This is a genomic window from Devosia psychrophila (assembly GCF_000971275.1).
Classification (GTDB): Bacteria; Pseudomonadota; Alphaproteobacteria; order Rhizobiales; family Devosiaceae; genus Devosia; species Devosia psychrophila.
This window is the reverse complement of the sequence record NZ_LAPV01000133.1, coordinates 18,016-30,753: the sequence shown is the minus strand read 5'-3', so window position 1 is coordinate 30,753 and position 12,738 is coordinate 18,016. Positions and strand designations below refer to the sequence as shown.

12 protein-coding genes are annotated in these 12,738 nt (G+C 62.0%); 4 read left to right on the top strand and 8 right to left on the bottom strand.

The genetic code is table 11. The features are described from left to right. From WH91_RS13700 to WH91_RS13680, 5 genes are all read right to left on the bottom strand, one after another. Positions 1 to 1,860 (bottom strand): DUF2207 domain-containing protein (locus WH91_RS13700; RefSeq protein ID WP_046171574.1); only part of this gene is annotated, 1,860 nt, incomplete at its 3' end. 4 nt (positions 1,861 to 1,864) lie between these two features. Beyond that, a complete protein-coding gene (locus WH91_RS13695) occupies positions 1,865 to 2,425 on the bottom strand; it encodes a LemA family protein (protein WP_046171573.1) in 561 nt (186 codons plus the stop codon). Between the two features lie 73 nt (positions 2,426 to 2,498). Next, positions 2,499 to 3,422 (bottom strand): glycine--tRNA ligase subunit alpha, encoded by a 924-nt coding sequence (locus WH91_RS13690; protein WP_046171572.1) that lies wholly within the window; start codon positions 3,420 to 3,422, stop codon positions 2,499 to 2,501. Positions 3,423 to 3,474: 52 nt separating this feature from the next. Next, the gene (locus tag WH91_RS13685) at positions 3,475 to 3,708 is read right to left on the bottom strand and encodes a hypothetical protein (protein ID WP_046171571.1); all 234 of its coding nucleotides are present in this window, start codon (positions 3,706 to 3,708) and stop codon (positions 3,475 to 3,477) included. Positions 3,709 to 3,788: 80 nt separating this feature from the next. Next, on the bottom strand, positions 3,789 to 4,451 hold the full coding sequence (locus WH91_RS13680) for a tRNA1(Val) (adenine(37)-N6)-methyltransferase (RefSeq protein WP_158409568.1): 663 nt from the start codon (positions 4,449 to 4,451) through the stop codon (positions 3,789 to 3,791). Positions 4,452 to 4,667: 216 nt separating this feature from the next. Between WH91_RS13680 and WH91_RS13675 the strand changes: the two genes are divergently transcribed. Beyond that, a complete protein-coding gene (locus WH91_RS13675; protein ID WP_046171569.1) occupies positions 4,668 to 5,681 on the top strand; it encodes a polyprenyl synthetase family protein in 1,014 nt (337 codons plus the stop codon). On the opposite strand, the gene WH91_RS13670 is transcribed toward WH91_RS13675, so the two are convergent. Together WH91_RS13670 and WH91_RS13665 are read right to left on the bottom strand one after the other, a co-directional pair. After that, entirely contained in the window at positions 5,678 to 6,553 is an 876-nt protein-coding gene (locus WH91_RS13670; protein ID WP_046171568.1) for a 4-(cytidine 5'-diphospho)-2-C-methyl-D-erythritol kinase, read from the bottom strand. The genes WH91_RS13675 and WH91_RS13670 overlap by 4 nt on opposite strands. Before the next feature lie 5 nt (positions 6,554 to 6,558). Then, positions 6,559 to 8,208: a tetratricopeptide repeat protein gene (locus WH91_RS13665; protein WP_158409567.1), complete on the bottom strand. Its 1,650-nt coding sequence runs from the start codon at positions 8,206 to 8,208 to the stop codon at positions 6,559 to 6,561. Between the two features lie 274 nt (positions 8,209 to 8,482). On the opposite strand from WH91_RS13665, the gene WH91_RS13660 reads away from it, so the two are divergent. From WH91_RS13660 to moaB, 3 genes are all read left to right on the top strand, one after another. Continuing rightward, positions 8,483 to 9,289, top strand: a complete 807-nt coding sequence (locus tag WH91_RS13660) for a uracil-DNA glycosylase (RefSeq protein ID WP_046171567.1) — start codon at positions 8,483 to 8,485, stop codon at positions 9,287 to 9,289. 253 nt (positions 9,290 to 9,542) lie between these two features. Continuing rightward, a complete protein-coding gene (locus WH91_RS13655) occupies positions 9,543 to 10,868 on the top strand; it encodes an MFS transporter (protein WP_046171566.1) in 1,326 nt (441 codons plus the stop codon). Continuing rightward, positions 10,846 to 11,382, top strand: coding sequence for a molybdenum cofactor biosynthesis protein B (moaB, locus tag WH91_RS13650; protein WP_046171565.1), 537 nt, complete (start codon positions 10,846 to 10,848; stop codon positions 11,380 to 11,382). The genes WH91_RS13655 and moaB overlap by 23 nt, the downstream gene beginning before the upstream one ends. Before the next feature lie 96 nt (positions 11,383 to 11,478). Here moaB and WH91_RS13645 read toward each other — a convergent pair whose 3' ends face one another. Beyond that, positions 11,479 to 12,651 (bottom strand): GGDEF domain-containing protein, encoded by a 1,173-nt coding sequence (locus WH91_RS13645; protein WP_052952837.1) that lies wholly within the window; start codon positions 12,649 to 12,651, stop codon positions 11,479 to 11,481. Between the last annotated feature and the right edge of the window lie 87 nt (positions 12,652 to 12,738).

The following is a 12,738-nucleotide window of genomic DNA, read 5'->3' as shown; positions in this document are numbered from 1 at the left end:
CTCCCCACCGCCGCCTGAGCTGAAACCCGATGAACTGGCTTGCACTGGCTGCGCCGCCACCATGGCCGCAGTCATTCCGGCCGATGCTGCACTGATGGCGTTGGAAATATTGCCCGGCGAAAAATCAGAACGACCGGAATACCAGTAGGGTTGGTAGATCGAACCGGCTGCGACATCGCTGACTGCGTTGCGGGCTAATTCGCCTTCGAAGTGCTCGGACCAGGGCTTTTCCACGCCCAGCGCAATAGCATAGGGCAGGATGCGCTCGAAACGACCGACGGTCATCGGTGGTTCGTCGACAATGTTCAGCCGGTTCTTCTCGGCGGTATCGAGGTAAAGCTTGAAGCCCTCGATCTGGTCCATCACCTTGCGACCCTGAATGGTCGGCGCGCGCATCAGGATCGCGAATATCACCGTGATCAGCACGATTGATGATGCCGCCACGAAGGAGGTGTTAACGGACAGGTGGGTGAAGCCCTCAAGCCCGCTGCCGACCAAGTTGAAGCCGATGACGCCAATCCACAGCATGACGAAGAAGCGCCGGAAACCGCCGCCTTTCCACAGGGCATTGCCCACCGTGCCGACGATACCCAGCACAATGCCGACGATCACGCCAATGATCAGCCATTCGGGCTCCAGAGCCTCGAAAAACACCATGATCGCCAGCACGGCGAGCGCGATAAACAGGCCCAGCACTGCATAGCCAAAATTGTGGTTGAACCAGACGCTACGGTTTTCACTAGTGATCGCGCCATGCAACTCGTCGCGCTGCTTGGCGATTTCGGCGCCATTGCTGGTATCGACAGTGACCGTGCCCTTGGATTGCAAATAGGTAAACAGTTTCTGCTCGCCAGCCGGCAGCTTGCCCTCGGGGACTTTGCCGGTCACTTCCACCGTCAAGCCAGTTTTGGGATTGTCGATCTTGACCAGGCCCTTGACCCCAAGGTCGAACAGGGTCGCGGTGAAGGCGGTCCAGCCATGGAAACCCCATTTATCCACATAGTGCGTCAGCGCCGGAGAGAAATCCTTGGGCGGATGGAACAGAGGGATGATGGTGCCCTTGGCCGGGTCACGGCCGACTCTGTTCCAGGCGAGAATGTTGTAGCCAAGGACGAGAATAACGCCGAGGATCGGAAGGAAGACTTCCCGCATGTCCGACAGCCATTGAAAAAAAGCATCCGTGCCACTCAACGGCACCAGGATGCCCTTCTGAAACTTGACGGCAAAGCTCATGCCCTCTCCCGCGCCAAGTTGGCGGTCGGTGCGGAAGGAAGCAGTGTTGTCAGGGTTTCGGGTGACCGTGACGGCCTGCTCGGTAGACCCCACAGCGCCGGTATAGCCAGCAAGATCGGAAATCACCGCCCCGTCAGGCAGGGTAACGCGTGCCTCTGAGCGCACGATCGGGAAAATCCAGTAGTTGCCGGTGGCGTTCCAATACAGCTCGTCATGATCCTCGAAGCTGCGGGCCATGCGGTCCATGGTGTAGGTGATGACGTAGCGGTGCTTGCCGTCCGAAATGAACTGCTCGCTGTCACCGATCCAGATGCGCACGAAATTGCCCATCCGCTCCGTGCGGAATGGCTCGTCGGCGCCATCGCGCGTCACGCTCTCGACGTTGAGGTCGGACCTGATCTTTTGCCCGGACATCGACAGCTGTACTATCGGGATATCCCGATAGATGCCGCGCCTGATTTCGACGCCCTCGGCATTGACCTCGATAGCTTCGCTGACGCGCACCGAGCCATCGGTGCGCAGTGTCACATTGGACGCGAGGCTGGAAATCTCCTCGCGAGCCATCGACGGAACGGCAAGTAGCAGCCCCAGCAGCAGGGCGATGACGGCGCGGGCAAAGAGACGCATGCGACTAGTTGAACTTGACGGTGGGCACAGCCCGGTCGGCTTCGCTCTCGAGCTCGAAATACTGCGCCGTCTTGAAGCCGAATGGTCCCGCAATGAAGTTGGACGGCACTGACTCGACCATGACGTTCATGTTGCGCACCGAACCGTTGTAGTAGCGGCGGGCCATCTGGATTTCGTCTTCCACTGTCTGCAGTGCAGCCTGGAATTCAAGGAAGGTCGTGTTGGCCTTGAGGTCTGGGTAGGCCTCGGCGGTGGCGATCAGCCGGCCAAGAGCGCCTGAGAGCTGGCCTTCGGCCGCGGCGCGCTGTTCGGGGGTACCGCTGGACGCGCTGGTCGCTGCGGCACGGGCATTGGTCACCGCTTCGAGCGTTTCGCGCTCGTGGCTCATGTAGCCCTTCACGGTTTCCATCAGGTTGGGGATTAGATCGGTGCGGCGCTTGAGCTGCACGTCGATGCCCGACCAGCCCTCTTCGACCATCTGCCGGTTCTTGACGAGGCCGTTATAGAGCATGACGGCATAGGCCGCCGCCAAGACCACAAGGCCCAGGATAATCCAACCGAACATAGTGCTTATCTCCCGCAAGCAGTTGGCGGGACATTGGCATTCCGGCATCAGGCGCGCAATGGGATTGCGGGGCTTATTCCACGCCGCCGCCGGCCGTATGCAGCCAGGCATCGCCGCAGCTCTTGGCCAGTTCGCGAATGCGCAGGATATAACTCTGGCGCTCGGTCACCGAGATGACGCCGCGGGCGTCGAGCAGGTTGAAATTATGCGATGCCTTGATGACCTGCTCATAGGCGGGAATGGCCATAGTGTGGCGATTGCCTTGGGCGCTTTTGGCGAGAATGGCGCGGCATTCCTTTTCGGCATCGGCAAAGTGGCGGAACAGAATTTCGGTGTCGGCGACCTCAAAACCGTATTTCGAGGATTCCTGCTCGTTCTGCAGGAATACGTCGCCATAGGTTACCTTCTCGTCGCCTTCGCGGCCGTTGAAGTTGAGGTCATAGACGTTCTCGACCCCCTGCACATACATGGCCAGACGTTCAACACCGTAGGTGATCTCGCCCGGAACCGGCGAGCATTCAAAGCCGGCGACCTGCTGGAAGTAGGTAAACTGGCTGACTTCCATGCCGTCGCACCAGCATTCCCAGCCAAGGCCCCAGGCGCCCAGCGTCGGGCTTTCCCAATCGTCCTCGACAAAGCGGATGTCATGCAGGCCGGCATCGAGGCCGATGGCAGCCAGCGATTTCAGATAGAGCTCTTGGATGTCGGGAGGTGACGGCTTAAGGATCACCTGGAACTGGTAATAGTGTTGCAGCCGATTGGGATTTTCGCCATAGCGACCATCCTTGGGACGGCGGCTGGGCTGCACATAGGCAGCCTTCCATGGCTTGGGACCAAGCGCCCGCAATGTCGTCGCGGGATGGAAAGTACCGGCGCCGACCTGCATGTCATAGGGCTGCAAAATCACGCAGCCCTGCTCCGCCCAGAAATTCTGCAGCGTGAGGATCAGACCCTGAAAGGAATTTTTCGGGTCCATATGCGACGGGCGGTTGGTCATCTGGCAGTCCCTGCTAACTGGGACAAACCTCTAGTTTGGCCGCAACAGACGGTCAACGGCGTTTGTCGTCGTCGCCGGGGCGGAAGGTGCCGTCTTTGTCGCGCTTGAGGTCGATCACGCCGGGCTGGGCTCGTTCGCGCAGGTCGCGTTCGCGGCGCAGGCGCTGCGCTTCCTGGGCTTCGGATTTGAACTGGCCGCTCCAGTCGCGCCAGATCTTGCGGATTCCCAGATAGATGGCAAGGCCGATGACGGCAAAGATGATGACTTTCAACAGCATGCCGGTCAAGGCCCCCGCTTCGGCGTGGTCGTTTCGGCCATGCTCGATCCTTTTTGCTTCGCGCCAGATTTAGGATGGGTCGGCGACAATTACCAGACGAGGCGGGCTTCGCCGCGAAAGATTGCGTCGAATTCGGGGGCAAAGGCGCGCCCCTCCACATGCAGCACCCGGCTCGACAGCAGGGTCAGCGGCGCGCGCGACCCCTTGATGCCACGGATCAGCACGCGGGTGGTGGGTTCGCCCCGTCGTGGCGCCAGCGGCAGCACGGTGACGGCGCCAAAGCGCTGCTCGAAGCCGGACAATAGCGGCGACAGGCTGGTCGACGGATAAACGAAGATGATCTCGCCACCCGCCGCAGCCGAACTCGCCGCCGTCTTGATCCAGCGGTCCAGCGTTGCGGCATCCATGTGGCGGGCCTCGGCGCGGCCCTTGTCGGCGGCCAGCGTTCCCGCTCCGCCAGCAAAAAACGGCGGGTTGGCGATGACGCTATCATAGCCGTTGTCGAGCAGACCTCCGGCGCGGCGCTCGCTGCCCTTCGCGGTCACATCGACCTGAATGACGCGGCAGCGTTCAGCCAAGCCATTTGCTACAGCATTTTGAACCGCTAATGCCGCCATCTCAGAATTTTGTTCGGCCAGAGTTGCGCCAAGATCTGGCTGATGCGCCATGGCGACAAAGCCCGCCGTGCCGACGCCGCAGCCCAGATCGAGCAGGGTTTTGCGCCCCTGCCCTACGGCGGCGCCGAGCAGCACGCTATCCAATCCGGCTCTGAATCCGTGGCTTGGCTGCGACAGAGTCAGCCGACCACCCAAAAAGGCGTCGCGCGTAACGGTTTGGTGTTTTACAAAGCTTGGAGGCTGGTCTAGGGACATCGCACCCTTAAAGGCCGGTTTGGCGCGACCTTACATGCGTCCGTGTGGCAGGCTCAACCAGATTTGCCGGTGTGGCAAACGAGGACGGAAACAACAGTGTCAGTTCTGACGCAAATCAAACAAGCGCCCGCCGCCAACCCGATCGAGCGGCTATTGCTGGCCACCGAGGCCGATATGGCCAAGGTCAATGCGCTGATTCTGAGCCGCGCCGATTCACATGTCGAAATGGTGCCCGAGCTGGCCCGCTACCTCATCGAGAGCGGCGGCAAGCGCCTGCGCCCGATGCTGACGGTGGCCGCCGCCCAGCTTTTTGCCAACGGGACCGGTACGGCCGTCAATTTCGCCGCCGCAGTCGAATTCATGCACAACGCTACCCTGCTGCACGATGATGTCGTTGATGAGAGCGACATGCGCCGCGGCAAGCCTGCGGCTCGTATGGTGTGGGGCAACAAGGCATCCATCCTGGTCGGCGATTTCCTGCTCGGCCAGGCCTTTATGATGATGGTCGAGACCGGCAATATCGGCGCGCTCGGCGTGCTGTCCTCCGCGTCAGCCGTGATGGCCGAAGGCGAAGTTTTCCAGCTCGCCAAGACCGGCGACCTGACCACCACGGCCGCCGACTATGCCGAAGTAATTCGCGCCAAGACCGCCGTGCTGTTCCAGGCCGCCTGCGAAGTGGGCGCCATGTCTGGCGGCGCCGATGATGCCGGCCGCAAGGCTCTAGCGCAATATGGCCTTGAACTGGGCAACGCGTTCCAGCTGGTCGATGACGTGCTCGACTATGGCGGGCAGTCCGGCACGCTGGGCAAGAATGTCGGCGACGACCTGCGCGAAGGCAAGATGACCCTGCCGGTGATTCTGGCACTGGCCGAGGCCAGTTCGGAAGACCGCGAGACCATCACCGCCGCACTCGGCGATGCCGAAGCGACTGCAGATCAGGTCGCTGCCGTGGTCGCCATCATGGAGCGCCACAACACGCTGGCGCGCACCATGGAGCAGGCCCAGGCCCATGCCCGTTCTGCCAAGGCAGCGCTAGAAGCACTCCCCGGGTCCGAAATGCGCTCGCTACTGAGCGAAGTCGTGGAATTCAGCGTGGTTCGGGCTTACTAGGAGACCAACAGCGGCGCCGCCGCTACCCAGTGGTCCGGATGGCTGGCGCGCATCACCTGCGCGGCCTGATGCGCTTGCCCGGCCGATCCAAACAGTCCGAACACCGTAGCGCCAGACCCCGACATGCGGGCCAGAATACAGCCTTGCGTCCCTCCAAGTTCCTCGACGATCTCCCCGATCACCGGCACCAGCTTTACCGCCGGAGGCTGCAGGTCGTTGCGGGTTTCGGCCAGCCAGATGCCCAGTTGCGCGGGCCGCGTTAACGGCGATGGCAGTTCCGGCAGCGGATAGTTGTCATGCGCCCGCAGGCGGCGGAACACATCGGCCGTAGCCAGCGGGATCAGCGGGTTGACCAGAACGATGTGGCAGGAAGGGAATTCGGGCAGGCGCGTAAGCACCTCTCCAACTCCGCGCGCCACCAGAGGCGCCGAGACCAGACACGCCGGAACATCGGCCCCGAGCCGAGCCGCCATATCGGCGAGGTCGGCCAGCGCAACCGGAATATTGGATAGCGACGCCATTATCCGCAATGCCGCCGCAGCGTCGGCCGAACCCCCACCAATGCCCGCCGCAACGGGCAGGTTCTTGGTCAAGTGCATGGCAAGGCCCATCTCGACGGCGTTGGGCCAGCGGGCGCGAAACGCCGCGACCGCGCGTGATACCAAGTTGGTCTCACCTGTGCCCAGCCCCTTGCCGAATGGGCCGCCTATGGTCAGCGTATCCGCCGTCGCCGGTCTTGCCTCAAGCTCATCCGCGAGGTCGGCGAACACCACGAGGCTTTCGAGATCGTGGTAGCCATCCTCGCGACGACGGGTGACGTGCAGCGCAAGGTTGACCTTGGCCGGCGCCAGCTGGACGAAGGGTTCGACCATAAGGGCTATTCGGTCTTGTTGGCTTCGGTCAGCCCATCGGCAAGCTTGGGCGCGACGCGCGCCTTGACGTTGCCTTCCTGATCGACCGATGACGCGACATTCCACTGGAAGCGCGCCTCGAGCTTGCGTCCAGCTTTCCAATAAGCGTCGCCGAGGTGGTCATTGATTTCGGCGTCATTCGGAAGCAGCAATACGGCCTGCTCGAGCGTGGTTACGGCCTCGTCAAGGCGGCCCATCTTGTAAAAGGCCCAACCCAGCGAGTCGACGATATAGCCATCCTGCGGCTGGGCGGCGACGGCCTTTTCGATCATCTCCAGCGCCGGTTCCAGGTTCATGTCCTGGTCAATCCAGCTATAGCCGAGATAGTTGAGCACGGCCGGCTGGTCCGGACTGAGTTTAAGCGCCTTGAGAAAGTCCGCCTCGGCCTTGGGCCATTCCTTGGCGCGCTCATAGGCGATACCGCGCACATAGTAGAAGCGCCAGTCGGCAGGGCCCTCGCCGCCGGTCAGCTCTAGCGCCTTGGTATAGGCCGCGGCAGACTGAATATACTGCTCGTCATAGCGCAGCAGATCGCCATAGACGGAAATGGCATCCAGATCGCCGGGGCGGCTGGCGATGATGTTGCTCAGCCGGCGCAGGGCCTCGGCGCGATCGCCCTTGGCATCGAGATTGGCGGCGACACGGACCACCGCGGTCGGCTTCATCGCCGAGGTCGCCGGCACAGCCTCATAGATCAGGTTTGCCGCGTCACGCTGATTGGCAGTGTCGAGCAACTGCCCCAGTGCCAGCGAGATCACATCAGCCGAGGGATCGAGGTAAAGGCCGAGGCGCAGGAACACCAAAGACAGGTCGAGGCTCCCATCGCGCGACAAAGCCACGCCGATGCCGTGGAACATTTCGGCGGCGCCGATCTGCACATTGCTGGCAAAGATGCCCGGACGCTGCCCGGCAAGGATCTGCGCCTTGACGATGCTGATGACGGGATGGGTCATGCCTTGGTCTTCGAACTGGGCAATGGCTGCCAGCGCTTCATCGAAGCGCCCGGCATTGGCCAGGATGCGGGCATAGACTTCGACGATCCGCGGCACGTAGGGCTCGGCATCGAAGGCACGGCCAGCGAGTTCGATGGCGGTATCGGTCTCGCCAGCAGCTTCGGCCATCAGCGCCCGGTGAAACACAAGGAAGTCGTCGAGGCCGGTCTGGCCCAGCTTGTCGAGAACCGCATCGGCATCGTCCTTGCGATTGTCGCCGATCAGGGCCCAGCCCTGCAAAATGCCCGCGGTAATGCCAGTAAAGCTGTCTTGCCCAATGCCGCCAAGCAGTTTTTCGGCGGCGCCATAGCGACGCTCCTTCAGCGCCTCGGTGGCGACGACGAGCTCCGCAAGTTCGTTTTTGGGGTCGAGTTCAAGCAGGTGCTTGGCCGTCGATGCGGCTTGGCCGATCTGGCCATCTGCGGCCAAAGCGATAAAGGCGCGTTCGACCAGTATCGGGTTGTCCCAATTGGCTATCGCGGCCTCGTTGAAATAGCGCGCGGCCTCTTCGGTGCGCAGGTCCTGCAGGGCCTGTTGGCCAGCCATGTAGGAGCCGGTCACGCTGGGCTGGAACAGCGGCATCAGGTCGAACTGCGCAAGCGGATTGGATTGGGCAGTCTGCACCGATTCCACCGCATGAACCGGTATTAAAGCCGTAGCCGAGAGCAAGAATGAAACAAGCGCCGGACGGGCGAAGTGTTGCAGAAGCGATATCACGAGGCTTGAAACTCCCTTGGGCTGTTCGGCCCGTTGTGGCGGCGAAGATTGTCCGTTTTGGGACTGCTCCGCAAGGGCGCGCCACATAGCGTGATAGGCCCACCCTTAAATTCGCTGTTTCAGGTCAACGCCTGACGGATGCTTGGCTGGCGGCGCCAAAGAGGCTGTGACATAACAGGACATGGCTGAAGATCGACCGCTAAATCACGACGAAATGCTCGCCGTGCTCGATTGGTATCGGGCTGCGGGGGTGGATGTCGCCGTGGGCGAGGAGCCGATCGACCGCTTTGCCCAGCGCCCCCCACAACGGGCGACGCCAGTTCCGGCGGCGGCCAGTGGGGCAGTCACCGAGCGCCCTGCCGAACAACCGGTCATGCTCGGTGGCGATCCGACGGAGGCTCGCAGCCTCGCCGCCTCTGCGCAGTCACTCAACGAACTTCAGAACATTCTCGGTGCCTATGACGGCTGCGGGCTCAAGCTCCGCGCCACGCAACTGGTTTTCGGCGACGGCAATCCGGACACCGAAATCATGCTGATTGGTGAAGCGCCCGGCGCCGAAGAGGACAGGCAGGGTAAACCGTTTGTCGGCAAGTCCGGGCAATTGCTCGACCGCATGCTGGCCGCCATCGGGCTGGACCGAACCAAGGTCTACATCACCAATACCGTACCATGGCGGCCGCCGGGCAATCGCACGCCGACGCCCGAAGAAATGACGCTATGCTTGCCCTTCCTGCACCGTCAGGTCGAACTCGTCGCGCCCAAACTGGTGATGACGCTGGGCGGCCCCGCCATGCAGACAGTGTTCTCCAGCACCAATGGCATCATCAAGATGCGCGGCAAGTGGAGCACGCTGACCATCGGCAATCATCAGGTCGAGGCCATAGCGACACTGCATCCAGCCTATCTGCTGCGCAACCCCGCCGCCAAGCAGCAGGCCTGGATGGACATGCTGAGCCTCAAGCTCAAGATCGACGCACTGGGGCTTTAGGCCGACGAGACCATCAGTCGACATCCTCCACCGTTCGGGAGGGATCAAGGCTAGGGGTCGGCTGGCCCGAATATGCGGCTCTCCCACCGCCTTCCATCCGCCCCCCGTCATGGGGGAGGTGCCGCACGGTGCCGGCGGCACGATAGAAAAGCTCCACCACACCAATTTCACCCTGCCATTCTCGCTCTGCCGCGCTATCGTCACCGTTGCGTGATTTGCAACGTTCTTCCGATCCAGCACAGCCGAAAGCGTCATGGCCTCTGTAATCAAGATTTACGCCCTGTTCCTGGGGTCCGCCCTGTTGATGTTCGGCGGCGGCCTGCAAGGCCTGCTGCTGTCGGTACGTGGCGCCGAAGAGGGGTTTTCGCTGCTGTCGCTGGGCCTGATCGGCACTGGATGGTCGGTCGGCTTCGTCGCCGGCTCGATCTCGGTGCCGCTGATCGTGCGCAATGTCGGCCATATCCGCGCCTTCTCGGTGATGGCGGCCATCGGCACCGTGACCATTCTGCTCAACCTGCTGATGGTCAACGATATCAGCTGGATCCTGCTGCGCGCATTGTCGGGCTTCTGCTTTGCCGGGGCGGCGATGATCGTGGAGAGCTGGCTCAACGAAGTCGCCGAAAACAAGAGCCGCGGCACCATTTTTTCGATCTACGTTACGATCAACCTGACCGCTTCGACGCTGGGCCAGATCGCCATGTCGGTCACCGGTACCGCCGGCTACATTCCCTTCGTCATCGGCGCCATCAGCTTCATCTGCGCCGTGTTGCCCACCTCACTAACCTCCAGCCCGCAGCCCCGCCCGCTGGCTTCGGCCAAGCTCGATCTCGGCCTGTTGATCCGCACTTCCCCTGTGGCAGCGGCGGCTGCCTTTTGCTGCGGCATGGCCAACGGCTCGTTTGGTACGCTCGCGCCGGTCTATGGCTATGAACAGGGGCTCGACGCCAGCGGCATTGCCTACCTGTTCGCCATTGCCGCGATAGCTGGCGCAGTCGGCCAGATCCCGTTCGGTCGTCTGTCCGACCGCATCGATCGCCGCTGGGTCATGGTCGGCCTCGGGGCCGGTGCGGCCGTCACAGGCGCACTGATCGTCATCATCAATCCCAGTGCAGGCTGGTTGATGTATGTGCTATTCGCCCTCTACGGCCTCACCGCCAATCCCCTTTATCCGATCGCCGTGGCCCATGCGAACGACTTTGCCCGCGATGGCGAATTCGCCCGTGTCGCCGGTGGCATGCTGCTTATCCTGGGCGTCGGGCTGGCTATCGGGCCGACGATCGCCTCGCTGCTGATGGGCTCCATATCACCGGCGGCCCTGTTCATGGTCACCGCGGTGTTCCACGCCATCATCACCGCCTTTGCCTATTGGCGCATGAGCCAACGCAAGAGCCTGGACGCAGCGGACCGGACGCCGTTCCAGCCGATGGGCAATGACAAGCAGGTGACGCCGGAGACTATTGTGCTCGATCCGCGGACTGATAGTGATAGCCCGGAGATGGGACATGCCGAAGCGCCTGTTCCCGAAGAATTGGCTACCCAGAATGAGGACCGACGCGATGTTCAAAACGGCACGATTTGAAGATCGGGACTTCAAGCCCCTGTCCATTGCTGTCATCGCCGTCTCCGACACTCGGACGCTCGAGACCGATACCGGCGGCGCGTTGCTCAAGTCGCTGCTTGAAGCAGATGGTCACAGCTGCGCCCAACGCGTCGTGGTTCGGGACGAGATCCAGTTGGTTCGCGCTGCCGTGCAGAGCTTTGTCGCCGATCCCACGGTCGACGTTATCCTCACCACGGGCGGCACCGGCTTTTCGGGCCGCGACATCACTCCAGAAGCCGTGGAACCGCTGTTCGACAAGCGCATGGAAGGGTTTTCCGTGCTGTTCCACCAGTATTCGGCGACGACGGTCGGCACCAGCTCGATCCAGTCGCGCGCCACGGCAGGGCTGATCAGCACCACCTTCGTGTTCTGCCTTCCGGGATCGCGCGGCGCCTGCCGCGATGCCTGGGAAGGAATTCTGACGCACCAGCTCGACTACCGCCACAAGCCGTGCAACTTCGTTGAACTGATGCCGCGCCTCGACGAGCGCTAAAGCATCGCGCGAAAAAGTGGGAACCGGTTTTTCACAAAAGCGATACGACCCGGAAGCTAGCGCCGACGATTTGGTCCTTCCCAATCGCATGAGGCGCTACGCTGCCGGTGCGATCCGCAGCCCCGGCACATAGGAGTCGCCGGCATCGATCACGACCTGATTGCGACCCGCGGACTTCGCGGCATAAAGCGCGCGGTCGGCGCGTGCCAGCGCCTCATGCATCGAGTTTTCGCTCATTACCGGAGCTGCCACCCCAAGGCTCATGGTGATCTGGCGCTGGACGCCGACCGAACGCCAGTCGCTGGCCGAAAAATCGGCACGGATCGACTGGCCGAGCGCAGCGCCGCTAGCCAGCGGCATGTCCAGCAGGAACACCACGAATTCCTCGCCGCCGAAGCGGGCGACGAGCGCTGTGCTGGGCAAGCGTGATAGCAAAAGCGCGGCCAGACCTGCAAGCACCGCATCGCCCGAGGCGTGGCCAGAGCTGTCGTTGACCTGCTTGAAGTTGTCGATATCGCAGGTCATGACAATGCCGGCGACGCGCTGCGCCATGCTGAGGGAGGCTACGGCACTGTCAAAACCACGGCGGTTTAGCAGGCCAGTCAGCGGGTCCCGCTCGGCGGCATGGCGATAGGTCTCCAGCGTCGCGACAGTCACTGAACCAAGCCCGGCCATGGCAAAGGCGACGCTCAACACGCCAACGTTGACCTGCGCGTAATAGGTGTAGGACGAACCGGCAAAGTCAGCCAGTTCGGTGCTCATACCGTTCAGCCCGTTGAAAATGAACAACCGCACGAGGATATCGATGACAGCGATGGCCGCGACACCCACCAGCACGCGATCCATCAGCGACCTGGCACGCCAGATTACCAGCGCCAGCGGTCCGCCCAGCAACAGAGCCACCGCGACATCGCTCGTGGCGAGTTCAAGCGACCGGCTTTGGGCGCCGACGATTGCAACGATCAGCGAAGCATAAGCCAGTAGCGAAAAAATCAGGCGGACCGCAATGAGCCGTGGCGCCCCGAAATGGCGCAACAAGGCTTCGCCGTAGTAGAAGAATGACACCAGAATGGTCGCATTGCCAAACAGCGACTGCAGCATCACCGGCATAGGCAACACCGGCGCCACAAAGCTGGCTGCCCCGAAGATGAAGGCAACGCCCCAGGCACTTGCTGTCGATTCGGACAGCCCGCCGATCACCAGAAACACCAGCCCGAACAGGGTCATAGTGGTTGGCAGCAGGAAAGCAAAATTGCTGAAAGTATCCAAGGCTATCTCCGCTCCAGCACGGGGCCGGCAGATCGTGAGCCTTAGGGGCGGGCCGTTAACAAATTCTCGCCGGAATAGATTGGCTTT